The sequence below is a fragment of the Pseudoalteromonas simplex genome, from assembly GCF_015278155.1.
Lineage (GTDB): Bacteria > Pseudomonadota > Gammaproteobacteria > Enterobacterales > Alteromonadaceae > Pseudoalteromonas > Pseudoalteromonas simplex.
The window spans coordinates 1-18569 of the sequence record NZ_JADILN010000003.1; the positions used below are offsets into that span (position 1 = coordinate 1).

The window sequence follows — 18569 nt, forward strand, 5'->3', positions numbered from 1 at the left end:
ACAAGCCTCTGATTTGATTAGCCAGCTGTCGTTTCTGCTTTTCAGCTAACGCACGCATTCGCTCTATCGACTGTAAGCTTTGTTGTGCTTGTGTCAGTGATTTACACGGGCGAACATTGGGTGAGAAAGAAGCCGCAGCTATTGCAATGACATCATTTGCATCTGTTTTCTGGCCAACTCTAAATGCTTTGACAAATCGAGGATCTAGAATCACGACTTCATGACCAACACTACGTGCTTTGCGTGCCCAATAATGAGCACCACCACACGATTCCATAACAACTTTACAGCGAGGTGACGTAGTGAGTATGGTCAGTAGCTCTTTTCTGCCCACCGCTTTATTACTTTGAAGTTTTTGATGAAAAAACTTACCGACTTGAAAAACATTTTTTGCCAAGTCGATGCTAATTAGGTTAAATTTTGACATGTATGGATTCCTTATTGGTAAAAGTAATTGTCCAATCTCTTTATACCGTACTCACCCTGTTTGGGGGAGGAGTCCATACATCTCCTACACCTCGCATCTCGCTAACTTTTCAATCTGATAGCTGACGGCTGAAAGCTGATGGCTCCAAACGTTGAGTTTCACCCCGCTCTAACCAACCTACGAGCTAATGAATCAAGCACTGTAGGTCGTCATTTATGGCGACACATAATCGCTAACATTGACGGGCTAAAGCCCGACCTACATCTTGCTTCTGTGGTTTAGATAAGCATCGCGCGAAATAAATTTCACGCTCACCATTTTTTCGACGTTAAAACGCCTACACTCGTATCTCGCAAACTTTCCCCTTTACTTTTGCTAACTTTTCAATCTGAAAGCTGATTGCTCCAAAGTTGGGTTTCGCTCCGCTCTAACCAACCTACGAGCTGACAGCTTCACTCATTAAGTTTTACTTAACACCAAACCAAAACTCAATATCGTAATACAATACTACTGTATTCCTTATAACCCCCTCAATTCATGAACTTACAGTTCAGACCTGTTTTATTACAAATAGGATTGATTCGCATTTTTTTACATGTTTTAATTGCGCCTGTTAAAAATATCTAAACATATACAGGACTCACAATGACACCTAAGTTTATTGTTTCTACGCTTTCGACTGCGGTCGCTTTATCTTTAAGCGCTAATGCTTTTGCAAAAGATGTAACTAAAGAAGAGAAAAACTTCGAGCAAATCACTGTAATTGGCTCTGCATCTGCAATTAACGATATTCCTGGCTCTGCTACTTTTATTGATGAGCAAGAACTAGAAAAGTTTGAATATACTGATATCTCACGTGTTTTAAGTGCTGTACCGGGTGTATATGTACAAGAAGAAGACGGCTATGGCCTTCGTCCTAACATCGGTATGCGTGGTACGGGTACGGGTCGTAACGACAAAATCTCAGTAATGGAAGATGGTGTACTTGTAGCACCAGCACCTTACTCAGCGCCTTCTGCTTACTACTTCCCTACTATGGGTCGTATGGAGTCTATCGAAGTACTTAAAGGTGCAGCTTCTGTTAAGTATGGCCCGCGTACAACAGGCGGTGTTTTAAACTTAGTTTCTCGTAGCCTACCAACTGAAGGTTCTAAAGGTTTACTTAACGCTGAACTTGGTAGTGATGGTTTCTACAAAGGTCATGCTTACTTCGGTAAAAAGAAAAACAATGCTGCGGGCCTTGTAGAAGTATTCACTTACGGTGCAGATGGCTTTAAAGATTTACCAGTAGGTAGCGACAACACAGGCTTCGAAAAGAACGATTTCTTATTAAAGTTTGGCTTTGACTTTGGTGATAACGAAGCACACAGCCTAGAAATGAAATTAAAGTACTCAGACGAGCGCTCTGACGAAACGTACATGGGTCTTACTGACGCTGATTACCAAGAAAACCCTTACCGTCGTTATGCAGCATCGCAAAACGATGAAATGAACACACAACACAATGCATACCAAATCAACTATGCATACCGCTTTGGTAAAGGTTACGAGCTACTTGCTACAGCTTACCTGAACGACTTCCACCGTAACTGGTATAAAGCAAGCAAAGTAGGCACTAGTAACCTTGAGCAATACAGCGAGTTTGAAGCAAACCCAACGAGCGAAGGTATTGAAGGTGTTGGCGTAAAAGCGAATAACCGTGATTACCAAGCGAAAGGCTTACAAACTGAATTCCATATCCCAGCGGGCAACCACTACATCACTGTTGGTGCACGTTACCACGAAGATGAAATGGATCGTTTCCAATGGGAAGACAAGTACACGCTTAACCAAGACCTATCAATGACGCTTACAGAAAAAGGCGTTCCAGGTTCAAACAGCAACCGTTTAGATAGCGCTGAAGCGACTACCCTTTTTATTCAAGATGAGTGGTCACTTGATGCATTAGTTATTAGCGCAGGTCTTCGCTACGAAGACATCACAATCAAACGTGTTGAATGGGCTAAGTCTGATCCAAACCGTGAAAATGGCTTAACAAAAGATATCAGCAACGACACTGAAATCTTAGTACCATCACTAGGTGCGACTTACACTGTAAGCGATAACCTAACGCTTCTTGCTGGTATTCAAAAAGGTTACGCACCAGCAGCCCCAGGTAATGCGGATCAAGAAGAAGAAGAGAGTGTTAACATTGAACTAGGTGGTCGTTACGATTACGCGGGTATTCAAGGTGAAGTAATCTACTTTAACTCTGACTACACAAACATGCACGGTAACTGTACTGCGGCTGTAGGTTGTAGCGATGACAATATTGGCGACCAATACAACTACGGTGAAGTATCTGTGTCTGGTTTTGAGCTAAGCGCAGGTAAAGTGTTTGCTACAAACGCAGCTTCATTCCCAGTACGCTTAACTTACACTTACACGGATTCTGAGTTCGACAATGCGTTTGAATCAGATCTTTGGGGTAGCGTAGAAAAAGGCGATGCAATGCCATACGTGCCTGAAAACCAATTAGCGCTTTCGATGGGTGCTGAGTTCTCAAGCTTCGTATTCGATACGCAAATGCGTTATGTGTCTGATGCACACGCAGACTTAACAGACTCAGGTCGCAATGCAATCGACAGCCGCGTTGTATGGGATTTAGCAGCTAAATACCTAATCGACGACAAACAAAAAGTATACCTAACAGTAGACAACCTGTTTGACAAAACCTACGTTGCAAACCGTGCAAACGGCGGTATTCAACCAGGTAAACCACGTACCCTACAACTAGGTTACAGCTACTCGTTCTAATAAAACGACTTAGCGAAATATCAAAAGCCGTGTGATGAAAATCCCACGGCTTTTTTGTGGGTGTTAGTTAGCAAGTTAGTAGTCGCGATTTTATATCACGCAATTCAATGGATGCTCACAAAGAGGATAAGAGACGCTGCGCTTTAGAGGAAAAGCAACAAAATCTTATGGTCTTTCTCATTCTTTTCTCATTGTCTTCTCTTTGTGCAAAAAATAGTGAACCACAGAGTACACCGAGGCGCTTCGCGCTACATAGAGAAAACATAATTTAAAATAATAATCACAAAGAGGATAAGAGGCGCTGTGCTTTAGAGGAAAAGCAACAAAATCTTATGGTCTTTCTCATTGTCTTCTCTTTGTACAAAAAATTGAACCACAAAAAACAGTAAATTACGCGGGGTAAACGCGCTGCTACGAATTCGGCGTTAAAACGCCACCTACAACTCCTATCTCGCTAACTTTTCAATCTGAAAGCTGATGGCTCCAAGCGCTGGGTTTCGCTCCGCTCTAGCCAACCTACGAGCTAATGAATCAAGCACTGTAAGTCGTCATTTATGGCGACACATAATCGCTAACATTGACGGGCTAAAGCCCGACCTACGTGTTACTTCTGTGGTTTAGATAAGCATCGCGCGAAATAAGTTTCACGCCTACTGATGAGCATTTCAGCTCCTTTGTTTTCAATCTGATAGCTGACGGCTGAAAGCTGATTGCTCCAAAGTTGGGTTTAGCTCCGCTCTAGCCAACCTACGAGCTAATGAATCAAGCACTGTAAGTCGTCATTTATGGCGACACATAATCGCTAACATTGACGGCTAAAGCCCGACCTACGTGTTACTTCTGTGGTTTAGATAAGCATCGCGCGAAATAAATTTCACGCCTACAGGTGAGCATTTCAGCTACTTTGTTTTCAATCTGATAGCTGACGGCTGAAAGCTGTTAGCTTTAGTTTACCCACAAAAAAGCCGCGGTGATGGGCGTACCGCGGCTTTGCCTAACTTGAAAAATTAGTTTGCTGGGTTATTTCCAGCTTCTCATCTTATGGCCTTTTAAGGCGTAGAATAAAATGAATACATAACTTGGGATCATCACAATGTAAGCGCCTTGTGCGCCTAGGCCTGCTACGTTCCCTAAACCGATTAGTAATGGGCCGAGTGCACCACCAGCAATACCCATGATCAGTAAGCCAGATGCAGTACCTGTTAAGCGACCCAAGCCAGCTAAAGCCAGTGGCCAGATTGCAGGCCAAACCATGGCATTAGCAAAGCCTAATAATGCAATGCATAACAATGGGTCTGGTAATTGTGGGCCACCAAATGGCACTAATAATAGGTTTGAAATAATGAACGAGTCATTGCTACCAAGTACCACTAACAACACGGTGATAATACCGGCAATACCCGACATTAATAATGCCGTTTGTTGGCTCATAAAGCGTGGAATAGTCAAAATACCAATCGCGTAACCAATCAACATACACGCCATGGTGTAAGAGGTCATAACTGAGTAGTCAGCAACGCCAATTTGTAAAGCGTACGAGCCAATGGTGTCTGCGGCAATAACTTCAACAGCAACATATAAAGCAATACCCACCACACCTAAAACTAAGTGAGGGTGTGCTAGGGTTTCTTTAATTTCCCCTTTGCCGTTTGATGTTTCGTCTTCATCAAACACTAAGTCAGGCAATGGTGCAAATTTAGCAAAGGCAGCAAATAACATGATTAAAGCAGCAATCAACACATAAGGCATGATAAGGCTATTTGCCATCATGTCTTTTTGTTCTTGCGATAATTTACCTGCGCCATCAACAACACCGCTTACAACTACAGCAGCAAAAATAACAGGCACAATAACACCCGCAAATTTGTTTAATAAGCCCATGATACATACGCGCACAGCGGCTGATTTCTCAGAGCCCATTTTAACCACGTATGGGTTAACAGCGGTTTGTAGTACGGTTTGTCCAACACCTATCATTAATTGTGCGAACAAGAATATTTCGATCATTTGCAGTTTCGCAGCGGGAATATACATCAGCGCCGATAAAGCCATAATCGCACAGCCAATCGCCATACCATTCTTATAACCAACGCGCTTGATCAGCATAGCCGATGGGATACCGGCAACTGTTACCGCAATATAAAAAGAAGAGATGATAAACGAAGCTTGTAACGGCGAAAGCTCAAGCATTTGCTGCAAAAATGGTGTAATTGCACCATTAAGCCACGTTATACACCCTAAGATAAAAAACATTGAGCCGGCCAATATCATTGGCAGCCAGATGCTTTGTTTTGTGTTGTTGTCACACTCAACCGTTGCTTCCATAATTGTTCTCTTAGTTTAATTATTTTTATTTGGTTGGAAACTAGTATACAACCCAACAGAGCTGTTTAATTTCCATACCAATCACAAAAATTTAATCATACACTAACAAAAATGACAGCGCTATCATTTTGCGTTCATATAAGTGCAAAAAAGCCGCGGCTAATTGCTTAGCTGCGGCTTAAACTAAATAGTAACAACTAGTTAGGTGTTATTTACCAATTGCTTCTTTTGCGAACAAATGTTTAATTGGGCCAAGGTTATCAACTAGGCTTAAACCAACACCACGTACAAGTTTTTTCAATGGGTTAGCGCCTGCAAATAGCTCTTTTAAGCCTTGCATCATAGCTATGTGTTTTTGTGCATCAAGCTTACGAGTACGTTCATAATCACGCAGCGTGCGTGCACTTGCAAACTCGCCTTGCTCATTACTTAATAGCTCAATTAAATAAGCGGCGTCTTTTAGGCCAAGGTTCATGCCTAAACCGGCTAATGGATGAATGGTATGCGCTGCATCGCCCATTAAAACCACTTTGCCCGACACCCACTGCTGGGCATAACGCATCTTTAGTGGAAACGCCATGCGCTCGCTTTGCACTTCACATAAACCACATTGGCCATCGAGTGCTGCCATAACCGCTTTATTAAAGTGGCTATCATCAAGTGCTAAAAGTGTGTCGCAATGCTCTGGGCTTGTTGACCAAACAATTGAGTGCGTATGTTTATCTGGCAAGGGTAAAAACGCCAGCGGCCCGGTTGGTAAAAACACTTGGCGTGCCGTGTTGTTATGCTCATCAGCGGTTTTAACCGTGGCAACAATGGCGTGATGGTCATAATCTTTAAAAGTAATTGGCATGTTGAACTGCTTGCGAATAGCCGAGTTAGCACCATCAGCCGCCACTAATAGTTTAGCAATCACAGGCTCGCCGCTTTCAAGAGTAATAAACACATCAGAGTCAGTTTGATGAATTTGCTGATAGCGAGTTTCGAACAATAAAGTAGCATTACTTTGCTTTTCAAGTTCGCCAATTAAAGCGTAGCGAATAATGTCGTTTTCGACGATATGACCTAGTTGCGGTAAGTCGAGATCGTTATGATCAAAATGAATTTTGCCAAAGCTGTCTTGATCACGTACATCCATCGACGTATAGGGTGTAGCACGTTGTTTAATGATCTCTGGCCATACATTTAATGACTCAAATAAACCCTGACTAGCCAAGCTCAATGCGCTCACGCGAAGTGCATAATCATCACCCGGTAAGGTTTGATTTTTACTCGCATCAATCACCACAACGCTGATATCTGCTTTTGCTAAACCAAGTGCTAGCGTAAGGCCCACACAGCCACCACCGACAATACAAACTTGTGCTTGTTTCATATCCGTTTACCTTGCTTAACCTGACCCATAAACTGTTTTGCCAGCGGGGTTTTTAACGAGGAGAATAAATCCATTGAGAAAAGGCCAATGCTGCGACCCAGCGCAAGCAATCGCGATGAGTTTGAGAACAAACGCACTAGGCTGTCTGTGAGTGTCATCACGGTCGTAATATCTTTACTGCGAGTTTGGCTGTAATAACGGGTAAAGGCGTAATCACCAAGATCGCTTCTATTTGCCATATCACACAGTAGTTGCACATCACGCAGGCCTAGATTAAAGCCCTGCCCTGCAATTGGGTGAATAGCATGCCCTGCATTACCAATTAATACCGTACGGTGGCTGCTCAGTGATTCTGCTTTACCATACACAAGCGGATAACTTGCACGCATACCCACTTTACTAAATGCGCCGCCGCAGTAACCAAATGCTTTTTGTAACGCAGCTAAAAAGGCATCGTCTTCAAGCGCCATAGTTTGCTCAATTTGCTCAGGCTCCATGCACCACACCAGTGAGTATCGGTTATTACTCATTGGCAACAACGCCATTGGGCCGTGCTCAGTAAAACGCTCAAAAGCATGATGATGATGACCACCAGCCACTTCGATGTTAGCAATAATCGCCGCTTGCTGATAAGCGCGAGTATTAAATTCAATATTAGCCAGTTTACGGCTTTGCGAATGAGCACCATCGGCAATCACCACAAGCTTCGCGCTTAACTGCTCGCCCGAGTTCAACGTAATATTGGCAAAATCGCTTTGATATTCAAGCTTGGCAACCGTATCTGGGCAAAACAAACTAACATCAGTACGCGTAAGTTGCTGATGAAGGCTGCGCCCAAATGGGTTCACTTCGACCACATAGCCAAGGGCATCATGACCATATTCTTGGCAATCAATATGCGTTTTACCAAAATGACCACGATCAGACACAGTGACTTTTTTAATCGCTGCCGCAAATGGCGCTTGGCAATCAAACGCATTGATTGATTTTAAGTACTGAACAGACTGCTGAGCCAGCGCAATGCTTCTATCATCAAAGCTTGGGTGATAGTCTGCGCTTACTTCATTTGCTTCAATTACAGCGATTGATAACTGCTTATTGCTCTGTTTTAGGCCCAGTGCACAACTTGCACCCGCCATTCCACCGCCGATAATGACAACATCAAACTGCTTTGCCACGCTTGCTCCTAGCCTTTGTTTGCTTGCATCACTGCTTCAATGTCACTAATGGTTTTTGGAACCGAAATGGTCAGGTTTTCATGGCCATCTTCAGTGACAAGTAAGTTATCTTCAATACGAATACCGATGCCTTTATATTGCTCTGGTGCTTTTGCATCTTCGCTAATATATAAACCCGGCTCGATGGTGAGCACCATGCCCGGCTCAAATACGCGCTCTTTTTCATCAAGCTTATATTCGCCAACATCGTGCACATCTAACCCAAGCCAGTGACCAAGGCCATGCATGTAAAACGCTTTGCAGGCTTGGTTTGCCATTAGCTCATCAAGCTCACCGGTTAAAATGCCTAAATCAATAAGCCCTTGTGTTAATACCGTTGAGGCCAGTTCATTCGCTTTCGATAAACTACCGCCCGGCTTTACTTGGCTAAATGCTGCTTCTTGAGCTGCTAATACAATATTGTAAAGCGCCGCTTGTGGTTCGCTAAACTTGCCATTGATTGGGAAAGTACGTGTGATATCTGCCGCATAACCTTCAAGTTCACAGCCAGAGTCAATTAACACTAAATCGCCATCTTTTAGCTCAGCATCATTTTGTGTGTAGTGCAAAATGTTGGCGTTATCGCCACTGCCGACAATCGTGCCATAAGCAGGATGACGAGCACCATTCATTGCATAATGATGATGAAGCTCAGCTTCTAATTGGTATTCAGTTGCGCCAGGTTTGGCAAACTGTATAGCGCGAATATGGCCTTGTGCACTAATTTCGCACGCTGTACGCATAATGTTTAATTCTGCGTCAGATTTAAACAAACGCATTTCATGCACTAAACCACGAATATCTTTAATAGTATGTGGGGCTTTATAGCCTTTTTTAGGTGCGCCGCGAAGAGTGCTTAATAAATCCCAAACCTTTGCATCGAAATTTGCGTAAGTGCCTTGTGCATAAAATAAAATCTGCTGGCCGTTCACCAAATCTAATAATTGTTCATCTAGTTCACTAAGTGGGCAAGTTGCGTCGAATAAGTACTCAGATTTAGCTTTTTCGAAGCCAATTCTACGGCCATGCCAAATTTCAGCTAGTTTATCTTTGTTACGGCAAATTAGGGTACTTGGTGTATCGCTCGACGGGCAAAGCACTAAAACCGCATCTGGTTCGTTAAACCCTGTTAGGTAAAAAAAGTCACTGTCTTGACGAAATGCATATTCAGTATCACGGCTACGTGTTACTTCTCCTGCCGCAGGAATAATAGCCACGCTATTTTTATCCATCATCGCAAGCAAGCGCTCGCGGCGGGCTTTAAATTCAGCTTTATCGATTGCAATAGACGACATGCTAAACCTCTGTAATTTGATTAGTGAAGGGTCTTCTTAGGGTTTTTATCTGCAGGCTCTTTGCCTAATTCAGCAAAACATAAAAGCGCAGAAACACGTACATACTCAATCACTTCGTGCAGTGCTTGGCTGTCTTCTTCGGTCTCTTCAAACATGGTGTCTAGGCGGGTAATTTCACTAAAATCGCTGATCACTTCTTTCACATCAGCAGATAACTTGCCGTAATCTTTTTGTTTTAAACCAAAACCAAGCATAAAACCCGATACCCAAGATACTAAGCCATTGGCTAAATCGATCAGTGTTTCGTCGTCGCTTGGTAAGAATAGGTCAAATTGAAATTCTTCATCGCTAAAGCTGGCAACAACCTGAGAGTACACATCAGCAAAAAATGCTTTTAAATCTTTATTGAAGGCTAAGCCATCATTGAATACATCGCTTAATAAACCTAAGTATTCGTCGGCTTCGATATTGATGCCACAGGCTAATAAACCACTGATCACACCATGGGCTTCTGCTGGTGCGACAAAAATTTCATTCTTTTCTAATAACAATTGGGCTTGTTGGTAATCAGGTAACGTGCTCATAACTTTTTCTTTGTTCGGCTAAGTAACGCCATGCTACCACTCGATAAATCGCAACTCCAATTAATTGTATGATTGAGGTCAAAAAGCAATCTGAAAAGTAAATAAGCAGTTAAAGGTGGGGAAAAACTACGCGAACGATCCGCTTTTTTTTATTCTATGGTTTAAGGATTGAAACTTGTCTTATATACTGAAGGTGTTCCCTAGGGTGCAGGAGCTTGGTTAAGTCCCTGAGCCGATAAATTTTATGTTAGGGTTTCTGTTCGTTTACTATTGTGCAAGCTCGGCATGTACCGAGAAGCCTACGGTAGACCGCAGATCCCCGCCCTGAAACCTCAAGGTTTCAGGACTGACACCGGGCACCGCATACTTGGGGAACACCAACTCTTATTAAGTTATTTTCAACAAGAAAACATTATCCGCGACTTCCTCAAACTTTTCACATTGGCGTAAAGCTTCAATACTAGCCTCAGTAACATAAGTTTCTTTAAAATCCTTTTTACTTTTTTTATCTACAATGTAAAGGCTAAAAAAATCTCCGCATTTAGATACATATAGATCACTTACATTTTCTAATGATATTATGTTGTTATCTATTTTAAGTGATGACTCTTGAACGACTATTGTATTAGGCCAACTTAAAAACCTGAACAAATAAACAACAAAAAATAAACTCGTCAAAGGAAAACTAACAATTACTATAATCCGTTTTACTTCTAATGCCTCCTTTGAAGGCATCAAAATGGCAATCGAAAACCCTACCAAACCAAGAAGTAATAAGATTAAGTGGTTTTGAATATTTTTTAGATTCAACTTTTTATTAAACTCTAAAGTCACAACTTCAGCCTTAGCCTCGATTTCATATCTATAATATAGATGTCGTCATTTATAACGACACATAATCGTTTAATTGACGGGCTAAAGCCCGACCTACGACTTACCCGTTATTTAAGAAATACCGCGCGAAATAAATTTCACGCCTACGGCACCGGGTTTAGCCATAGCAATGTGCTGGCACAATCTAACTTTACTCTTTCCCCTTTCTAACTCGCTAACTTTTTTGTTCTGAAAGCTGATAGCTCCTATGTGTTGGGCTTCATTTCACTCTACCCAACACACATGTTTTCAACCTATCGACCCCTACTTAAAAAATCCCTGAAAGCGCTCCATTAATAGGTAATTAACTGGCACTAATAGTAAGGTGATAAGCGTTGCGAAGATGATCCCAAAGCCAAGGCTTACGGCCATTGGAATAAGGAATTGCGCTTGCGTTGCTTTTTCAAATAACAGCGGCATTAAACCAATAAAGGTGGTTAAACTAGTTAGCATTACTGGGCGAAAACGTGCCGCACCTGCAAGCTTAACGGTTTCAAGTAAATCGCCGCCCTCTTCACGCTTCTTATTAATAAAATCAACCAATACCAATGAGTCATTCACTACAACACCTATCAAGGCAAGCATGCCAAGTAGGCTCATAATGGTTAACTCCATGCCCATTACCCAGTGACCCATTACCGCACCTATCATGCCAAACGGAATAACACTCATCACAATTAATGGCTGCATATATGATTTAAACGGTATCGCTAATAACGCATAAATAATAAAGAATACAAACACCAGACCCCAAGCGAGTGAACCAAATGATTCACGCTGCTCTTTGGCTTCACCTTCGAGCGAGTAATCAACGCCTGGGTATTGCACCATTAGCTCATCTAAGTAGGTTTTTAAGTCTGCTTGCAGTACCGTCATATTGGTATTTGATTTTTCAACATCGGCTGTCACATTCAACGTACGATAGCGATCAATACGATAAATAGACGATGGACTTTGCCCCGGTACTAAGGTCGCCACATGCGACAATGGCACTGTGCCACCCGTTGGGGTTTTAATTAAAATATCAGTTAAATCAGCAACTGAGCGACGCTCTTCAATTGGCAAACGCACCATAACACGTACATCATCACGGCCACGTTGAATACGTTGAACTTGCGCACCAAAGAACGAATTACGCACTTGTTGCGATACATCAACACGGTTTAAACCAAGTGCCAAACCTTGCTCTGTTAGCTCAATTTGCAGCTCGTCTTTACCATCTGACATGCTATCTGCAATTTCGTACACTGTTGGGTAAGTTGCTAAACGTTCTTTTACTTTTTCTGCCACAGCTTCAAGAGTGTCGATTGAGCTGCCACTTAGCTGCACATCAATAGGGTCTGAACTGCGACCAAATTCAGCACGGAAAGTCACACTCTCTGCGCCCGGTATAATACCGATAAGGTCACGCCATTCACTGGCGAGCTCTCGAGAGCCAATATCTGATTCACGTTTTTCGGCTGGTGTGATTTCAAAGCGCACACTACCTGTATTTGATGAACCACCACGGCCACCCGTGGTTGCCAAAATATTTAAAATCACGCTTTGACCATCTTCATCGCGATACTTGTCTTGTAGCTCTTTGGCCTTATCTGACATATCGATGATGTATTTGTTGGTCACTTCAAACGGTGTTCCAGCAGGGAATGTTAGCTCTGCGCGAACGGTTTCACTTGGAATACGCGGGAAGAATATAAACTTCGTCCAACCGCTGGTGATCAGGGTCAAAATGATAAAGAAAATACCTACGAACAAGCTGACCGTTGCTAATTTATTCTTTAGCGCAACATTTAGTAGCGGCTGATAGTACTTCATAATGGCGTGTTCAAAGCCATCGGCAAAACGCTGCTGAAACTGCTGCAGTTTTGACGGATTACTTTTTTCACTTCGTAGTTTTAAGTACTTTAAGTGAGCCGGCAGAACAAATTTAGACTCAATTAAAGAGAACAGTAATACCGGAATAACGACAACAGGAATTTGCGCAAATAAGGCACCACGGTTACCTTCGATAAAGGCTAATGGTAAAAATGCTGCAACCGTTGTAAGTACACCAAAGGTAACGGGTGTCGCAACTTCTTGCGTACCACGTATAGCAGCTTGCTCACCACTTTCGGCTGTTTTTAGGTGGGTGTAGACATTTTCACCGGTCACAATGGCATCATCAACAACAATACCAAGTACCAAAATAAAACCAAATAAACTCATTACATTAAGCGTAATACCAAAAATTGGCATCGCTAAAAACGCGCCCATGAATGACACAGGAATACCAATAAACACCCAAAACGCAATGGCAGGACGCAAGAATAAGGTAAGTAATGCAAGAACTAAAATGCCACCCTGAATAGCATTGGTTGTTAGCGTCGCAATACGGCTTTTCACGATTTCAGAGTCGTCATCCCAAAAGCTTAACTCAAACCCTTCAGGCAGCTGACTTTGATGCTCGGTAATGTAATTTTTTACCGCATCTGCAACTTCAATCGCACTTTGCGGACCAATACGATACACATCAATAAATGCCGCTTGCTTACCATTGAAGCGAGTACGGACTGGGGTTTCTTCGAAGTCATCGGTAATACGGGCAATATCACCTAGGCGAATAATGGTACCATCAGCTTGGTACTTCACCACAACTTGGGCAAACTCATCTTTACGATAGGCTTGGCCTTTAGAACGAATGAGTACATCTCCCCCTTCCGTTTTTAAGTTACCAGCAGAAACATCGGTACTTGAATTACTAATTGCTGAAGAAATGTCCGATAAGCGTAAATCGTATTGGCGCAATGTATCTTGGCTTACTTCAATGGCAATTTCGTAATCTCGCACCCCACTTAGCTCTACCTGAGTGATTTCTGGCAAGCGTAATAAGTCATCACGTACATGTTCGGCATATTCTAAAGTTTCTTTTTCGCCGTATTCACTCGACACGGTAACCGCGATTACTTCACGAGTGCGCTGCGCGAGTGCCACAACTGGTTTTTCGGCATCAACCGGAAAAGTATTAATGGCATCAACCCGACTTTTTATATCGGCTAATAACTCCCGTGGGTCATAGCCGGTATCAACTTCAATTGATACCGAGGCAGAACCTTCTGATGAGCGGCTAGTGATACGCTTTACGCCTTCGAGATCTTGCACCGCTTCTTCAATACGGATAGCGACACCTTTTTCAACATCTTCAGGTGTTGAGCCACGCAGGGTCACACTTACACTAATGCGGTCTGCTTCAAATGATGGGAACACTTCAAGTGGTATTTGCGTCGATACGCTAAATAGCCCCGCTAATAAAATGCTGATCAGCAATAAGTTTGCTGCAACATGATTCTTTGTAAACCAAGCTATCATTATTGCGCTCCTTGCTTACGAGCAGCGCGGCGTTGTTCAATTAATTTTTCAACGGTAATACCTTGCTCTTTTGCTTGCTTTTCAAGCTCTTCACGGCTTGGACGCTGTGCTTTACCACGTGTAGCTTGATACGCTTCGCTTCCCATTACCGTCACTTGGGTACCTGAGCTAACTTGACCAAGCGGCGTAATCACTAAGTGATCTCCTGCTGATAAGCCTTCGGCAACCATAGCTTGAGTCGCGTTTTGCCAAGCCAGTGAGATGTTTTTGCGACGCAACACACCTTGCTCTTCAACATAAACATAGGTGCCTTGATAAATAGCACTGTTTGGGATCACAATGGCATTTTCAATCGCCTTGCCGGTAATTTGCGCTTTGATGTACTGACCAATTTTAATTGGGTATTGATTAGCTGAAGTGGCTTTGTAAGGGTCATTAATTTGTGCAACCACATAAAGCTGCTGCGCGCTTTCATCAATGGCACCTTCGGTGCGAATAACTTGACCTTGCCATTGCTGTTTACCAACAAGATCTGAGCTAAATTTAACGAGTGAACCGGCACTATTTTTAGCACCATCACGAAATTGTTCTGGTAAGTTAATGAACGGCAGATCTTTATTTTTGATCGGTAAGCGAATTTCAACACGATCAATGGCATAAATACTGGCAAGTTCCATGTTATTACTCACCACCTGACCTAAATCTACGCTGCGGCTTAAAACTCGCCCCGCGTATGGAGCAGTGATTTTTGTACGCTCTAAATCAAGTTTCGCTTTTTCAAGCGTCGCTTGGGCAGACAATACACTTGCTTCGGCAGCTGCAAGTTGTGGCTTACGCAGTACCAGGCTACTTGCTTGTTCACCCTTTCCTAAGCGCTCCCAATCGGTAATTGCTTGACGACCACGAGCTTGCTCTTCAAGTAGGCTTTGCTCAGCGGTTAATAAAGCTGCTTGTGCTGATTTTACTTCGGCGCGGTGATCTCTATCATCTAATTGCAACAACACATCGCCTTTTTCGAAAAAGCCACCTTCACGAAATTGCTCACTAATTTCGATAATTTGCCCTGAAGCCTGCGCGACTAGCATACTTTGCGTGCGTGGCTTTACGGTGCCAAAACTATCAATCATCACCTGATAAGTTTCTGGTGTTAGGGTTTTAACAGCCACATTCACTTTTGCTTTTGGCGGTGAAGAAAAGCGGTTTGCTTGAGGCGGATTGCCTTTTATAAACATGATAAGCAGTACCGTCACAACGATCACTACCAATGGAATTAAAATTTTACGTGTCTTGCTATTCATGATTATTGCTCTGCTACTTCGCTGTTTGCTTCACTAAAATCACCACCAAGGGCAATATGTAAGTTGATTCTGTTGATAATTAATTGGTTTTTAAGTTCGATTACCGAACTTTGCGCATTGAACGAACGGTCTTGTGCATCGAGTACCGTGGTGTAGGTAACTAAACCACTTTGATATTGTTCAAACGCTAATGCCTCTGCGGTAATGGCATTTTCTTGCGCTTCTAAGGTTTTTTCGTAGCGTACTTTAAGCGCTTGCTCTTGGCTGATGGCTGTTTCAACATCGTTAAAGGCATCGTAAAGTGTGGCAAGATACGCCTGCTCTTGGCGCTTAACGTTTAACCTTGCTTGTTCTTCATTGGCTTTTAAGCGACCACCTTCAAAAAGCGGCATCGAAATACTACCAATCAGCGACCACGCTAAGCTTGAAGGCGAAAATAAGTCGCTCACTCTATCTGTGCCATCACTGATTGATGCAGAAAGATTTAAGCTCGGAAAACGCTGTTTATGCGCATAAGCAAGCCCAGCGTCGGTGCTAAGCAATTGATACCAGCTTGCCATTAACTCAGGTTTGCGAGTGATAAGCTCTGAAGGTAAACCAAGTGGAATGGCACTGTCGAGTAGAGGTAAATCTGCACTAACGCTTAACGCGCCAGTTGGGTATTGGCCTGTTAAACGCTCTAAATCACGAATTGATTTAGTTAACGTTGCTTGCTGCGCGGCAATGTTTGAGCGCTCAGTATTTAGCTCATTCCGAGCAAGGTAAACATCAAGCGCTTCATTTAAACCTTGGCGATAACCCGACTCAATAATATCTAAATTTTTCTCAGCGTTTTGCTCACGCTGCTTATATAGCTCAAGTAATTTGTGATTCGTAATAACATCAAACCAACCCGCTACCACATCAGCGACTAATTGTTGTTTGCTTTGTGCAAAGGTGGCTTTTTCAGCTAGGTATTCAAGATTTGCTTGTCGTTCTGAAGCTGATAATTTCCCCCATAAATCAACTTCGTAGCTTAATTCTAATGACGCTGAGCTGGCGTTGTTATAATTTACAGGGCGGTTATCTTTACTACGGCTGGCACGTGTTGATAAATCAAGGCTTGGCCATAAATCAGCCCCAGCAGCAATAAGCTGCTGCTCTTTAATCGCGACATCATAGCCCGCTTGTAAAATCGCTTGGTTATGGGCTAATGCTTGCTCAACTAAAGTAAAAACTTGAGGGTCGTGTAATTGCTGCAACCAGTTATCTTCAACAGCAAGCGCTTTGTCGCTAGAAGGGAGTTGCTGCCATGCACTTGGTACTGTCTCAAGCTCAGCAACTCGTTCATTGTGAGTCGGCTGGCTCGCACATGCACTTAGCAAAATTACACTTAAAGCCAATAAACTAGGCTTATATTGCCAATTCATTCTAAAAACCTGAAAAACATCTATTTATGAGTGTAATTCAAGCACCACGTTAAGTTTTGCTCAACTGACTTTACATAACATTACACTGCCTGACATTTGGGGACGATGAACGGTAGGAAAATGGAGGTAAGTTGCAAACTATCAGCTATCGAAAATCTTCCATGTAGTTTTTCTTTTATACAAGTACTTATTATTCTTATTCGCGCGAAATAAATTTCACGCCTACGGCACCGGGTTTAGCCATAGTAATGTGCGGGCACAATCTAACTTTACTCTTTCCCCTTTCTAACTCGCTAACTTTTCAATCTGATAGCTGACGGCTGAAAGCTCTTTAAATTTCACGCCTACGGGAAGTAAAATCGTGATTTGGAGGAGATAAAAACAAAAAAGCCTCGCGATTGCGAGGCTTTAAATTAATGGTGCCCAGAGGCGGAATCGAACCACCGACACGAGGATTTTCAATCCTCTGCTCTACCGACTGAGCTATCTGGGCATAACAAAAAGCTAGATGCTTGATGTTTAAATAAATGGTGCCGACTATCCGAGTTGAACGGATGACCTACTGATTACAAGTCAGTTGCTCTACCAACTGAGCTAAGTCGGCACACTGAATTTGTGTGCTATGCACTTAATCACGTTGTGATTATAAATAATGGTGCCCAGAGGCGGAATCGAACCACCGACACGAGGATTTTCAATCCTCTGCTCTACCGACTGAGCTATCTGGGCAAAATTTAGTTTTATGCAGAATATCCACAAGGATTTTCAATGCAGTTCCCGATGGCTCTACCGACTGAGCTATCTGGGCAAAACAATTAGCTAAATGCTAACTATTAAAATAAATGGTGCCGACTATCCGAGTTGAACGGATGACCTACTGATTACAAGTCAGTTGCTCTACCAACTGAGCTAAGTCGGCACACTAAAATCGTGTGCGTTGTGCACTATAATCACTTTAAAAGAGATTATCAAATAATGGTGCCCAGAGGCGGAATCGAACCACCGACACGAGGATTTTCAATCCTCTGCTCTACCGACTGAGCTATCTGGGCAAAATTTAGTTTTATGCAGAATATCCACAAGGATTTTCAATGCAACTCCCGATGGCTCTACTGACTGAGCTATCTGGGCAAAACAATTAGCTAAATGCTAACTATTAAATAAATGGTGCCGACTATCCGAGTTGAACGGATGACCTACTGATTACAAGTCAGTTGCTCTACCAACTGAGCTAAGTCGGCACACTAAATTTGTGTGCTTGGCACGATATTGATGTTTAAATCATAAGTTAAACACCAATATACTAAATAATGGTGCCCAGAGGCGGAATCGAACCACCGACACGAGGATTTTCAATCCTCTGCTCTACCGACTGAGCTATCTGGGCGTGCGGCGTATTAAACGGGTTTTGCCTTCTCAAGTCAACTTTTTTTTGAGGATTCTAACTGTTTGCACAGTTTTCAATCAAGATTGCTGATTTCAATAGTTTTTAGCTTATTTAACCAACAACTTTTATGCTTTTAAATTGACTCTCATCATAAAAGAGTTACCTCTGTTAAAAACGTGATGAATTTTTCTTCACAGATGGTAGGATTGTCTAAATATCAAGGAAATGTACCTAGCTG

General features: G+C 42.6%; 11 protein-coding genes, 7 tRNA genes and 1 other RNA gene. 2 read left to right on the forward strand and 17 right to left on the reverse strand.

Features of this window, described 5'->3' with window-relative positions; all coding sequences use genetic code 11:
- A partial coding sequence (locus IRQ78_RS07475; protein WP_194441738.1) for an IS110 family transposase occupies window positions 1–427 on the reverse strand: 427 nt, incomplete at its 3' end.
- Between the two features lie 645 nt (window positions 428–1072).
- Between IRQ78_RS07475 and IRQ78_RS07480 the strand changes: the two genes are divergently transcribed.
- The gene (locus IRQ78_RS07480) at window positions 1073–3223 is read left to right on the forward strand and encodes a TonB-dependent receptor family protein (protein WP_194441739.1); all 2151 of its coding nucleotides are present in this window, start codon (window positions 1073–1075) and stop codon (window positions 3221–3223) included.
- Window positions 3224–4243: 1020 nt separating this feature from the next.
- Here the strand turns inward: IRQ78_RS07480 and nagP are convergent.
- The 5 genes from nagP to IRQ78_RS07505 form a co-directional block, all read right to left on the reverse strand.
- Entirely contained in the window at window positions 4244–5548 is a 1305-nt protein-coding gene (nagP, locus tag IRQ78_RS07485) for an N-acetylglucosamine MFS transporter NagP (protein ID WP_194441740.1), read from the reverse strand.
- A 208-nt stretch (window positions 5549–5756) separates the two neighbouring features.
- Entirely contained in the window at window positions 5757–6923 is a 1167-nt protein-coding gene (locus IRQ78_RS07490; RefSeq protein WP_188726910.1) for an FAD-dependent monooxygenase, read from the reverse strand.
- Window positions 6920–8101, reverse strand: coding sequence for a 2-octaprenyl-6-methoxyphenyl hydroxylase (ubiH, locus tag IRQ78_RS07495; RefSeq protein WP_194441741.1), 1182 nt, complete (start codon window positions 8099–8101; stop codon window positions 6920–6922). Before ubiH ends, IRQ78_RS07490 begins: the two co-directional genes overlap by 4 nt.
- Before the next feature lie 8 nt (window positions 8102–8109).
- The gene (pepP, locus tag IRQ78_RS07500; RefSeq protein ID WP_194441742.1) at window positions 8110–9435 is read right to left on the reverse strand and encodes a Xaa-Pro aminopeptidase; all 1326 of its coding nucleotides are present in this window, start codon (window positions 9433–9435) and stop codon (window positions 8110–8112) included.
- 20 nt (window positions 9436–9455) lie between these two features.
- On the reverse strand, window positions 9456–10019 hold the full coding sequence (locus IRQ78_RS07505) for a UPF0149 family protein (protein WP_054551315.1): 564 nt from the start codon (window positions 10017–10019) through the stop codon (window positions 9456–9458).
- Window positions 10020–10213: 194 nt separating this feature from the next.
- Here IRQ78_RS07505 and ssrS point away from each other — a divergent pair.
- Window positions 10214–10397: non-coding RNA, 6S RNA (gene ssrS, locus IRQ78_RS07510), on the forward strand.
- 9 nt (window positions 10398–10406) lie between these two features.
- On the opposite strand, the gene IRQ78_RS07515 is transcribed toward ssrS, so the two are convergent.
- The 11 genes from IRQ78_RS07515 to IRQ78_RS07565 form a co-directional block, all read right to left on the reverse strand.
- Window positions 10407–10853 (reverse strand): hypothetical protein, encoded by a 447-nt coding sequence (locus tag IRQ78_RS07515; protein WP_194441743.1) that lies wholly within the window; start codon window positions 10851–10853, stop codon window positions 10407–10409.
- Window positions 10854–11156: 303 nt separating this feature from the next.
- Complete coding sequence (locus IRQ78_RS07520; RefSeq protein WP_054551313.1) at window positions 11157–14237, reverse strand: efflux RND transporter permease subunit; 3081 nt, start codon at window positions 14235–14237, stop codon at window positions 11157–11159.
- Entirely contained in the window at window positions 14237–15535 is a 1299-nt protein-coding gene (locus tag IRQ78_RS07525) for an efflux RND transporter periplasmic adaptor subunit (RefSeq protein WP_194441744.1), read from the reverse strand. Before IRQ78_RS07525 ends, IRQ78_RS07520 begins: the two co-directional genes overlap by 1 nt.
- A gap of 2 nt (window positions 15536–15537) precedes the next feature.
- Complete coding sequence (locus tag IRQ78_RS07530) at window positions 15538–16944, reverse strand: TolC family protein (protein ID WP_194441745.1); 1407 nt, start codon at window positions 16942–16944, stop codon at window positions 15538–15540.
- Between the two features lie 417 nt (window positions 16945–17361).
- Window positions 17362–17437, reverse strand: a tRNA-Phe gene (locus IRQ78_RS07535).
- A gap of 35 nt (window positions 17438–17472) precedes the next feature.
- Window positions 17473–17548 (reverse strand) — tRNA-Thr (locus IRQ78_RS07540).
- Window positions 17549–17597: 49 nt separating this feature from the next.
- Window positions 17598–17673 (reverse strand) — tRNA-Phe (locus tag IRQ78_RS07545).
- Between the two features lie 114 nt (window positions 17674–17787).
- Window positions 17788–17863, reverse strand: a tRNA-Thr gene (locus IRQ78_RS07550).
- A gap of 57 nt (window positions 17864–17920) precedes the next feature.
- Window positions 17921–17996 (reverse strand) — tRNA-Phe (locus IRQ78_RS07555).
- 113 nt (window positions 17997–18109) lie between these two features.
- Window positions 18110–18185, reverse strand: a tRNA-Thr gene (locus IRQ78_RS07560).
- Window positions 18186–18255: 70 nt separating this feature from the next.
- Window positions 18256–18331, reverse strand: a tRNA-Phe gene (locus tag IRQ78_RS07565).
- Window positions 18332–18569: the final 238 nt, after the last annotated feature.

What these genes read in the sequence shown, in the direction of transcription:
- IRQ78_RS07490 (WP_188726910.1), bottom strand. Translation starts at nt 6,923, where the DNA reads ATGAAACAAGCACAAGTTTGTATTGTCGGTGGTGGCTGTGTGGGCCTT.
- nagP (WP_194441740.1), bottom strand. Translation starts at nt 5,548, where the DNA reads ATGGAAGCAACGGTTGAGTGTGACAACAACACAAAACAAAGCATCTGG.
- IRQ78_RS07520 (WP_054551313.1), bottom strand. Translation starts at nt 14,237, where the DNA reads ATGATAGCTTGGTTTACAAAGAATCATGTTGCAGCAAACTTATTGCTG.
- IRQ78_RS07530 (WP_194441745.1), bottom strand. Translation starts at nt 16,944, where the DNA reads ATGAATTGGCAATATAAGCCTAGTTTATTGGCTTTAAGTGTAATTTTG.
- IRQ78_RS07505 (WP_054551315.1), bottom strand. Translation starts at nt 10,019, where the DNA reads ATGAGCACGTTACCTGATTACCAACAAGCCCAATTGTTATTAGAAAAG.
- IRQ78_RS07525 (WP_194441744.1), bottom strand. Translation starts at nt 15,535, where the DNA reads ATGAATAGCAAGACACGTAAAATTTTAATTCCATTGGTAGTGATCGTT.
- pepP (WP_194441742.1), bottom strand. Translation starts at nt 9,435, where the DNA reads ATGTCGTCTATTGCAATCGATAAAGCTGAATTTAAAGCCCGCCGCGAG.
- IRQ78_RS07480 (WP_194441739.1), top strand. Translation starts at nt 1,073, where the DNA reads ATGACACCTAAGTTTATTGTTTCTACGCTTTCGACTGCGGTCGCTTTA.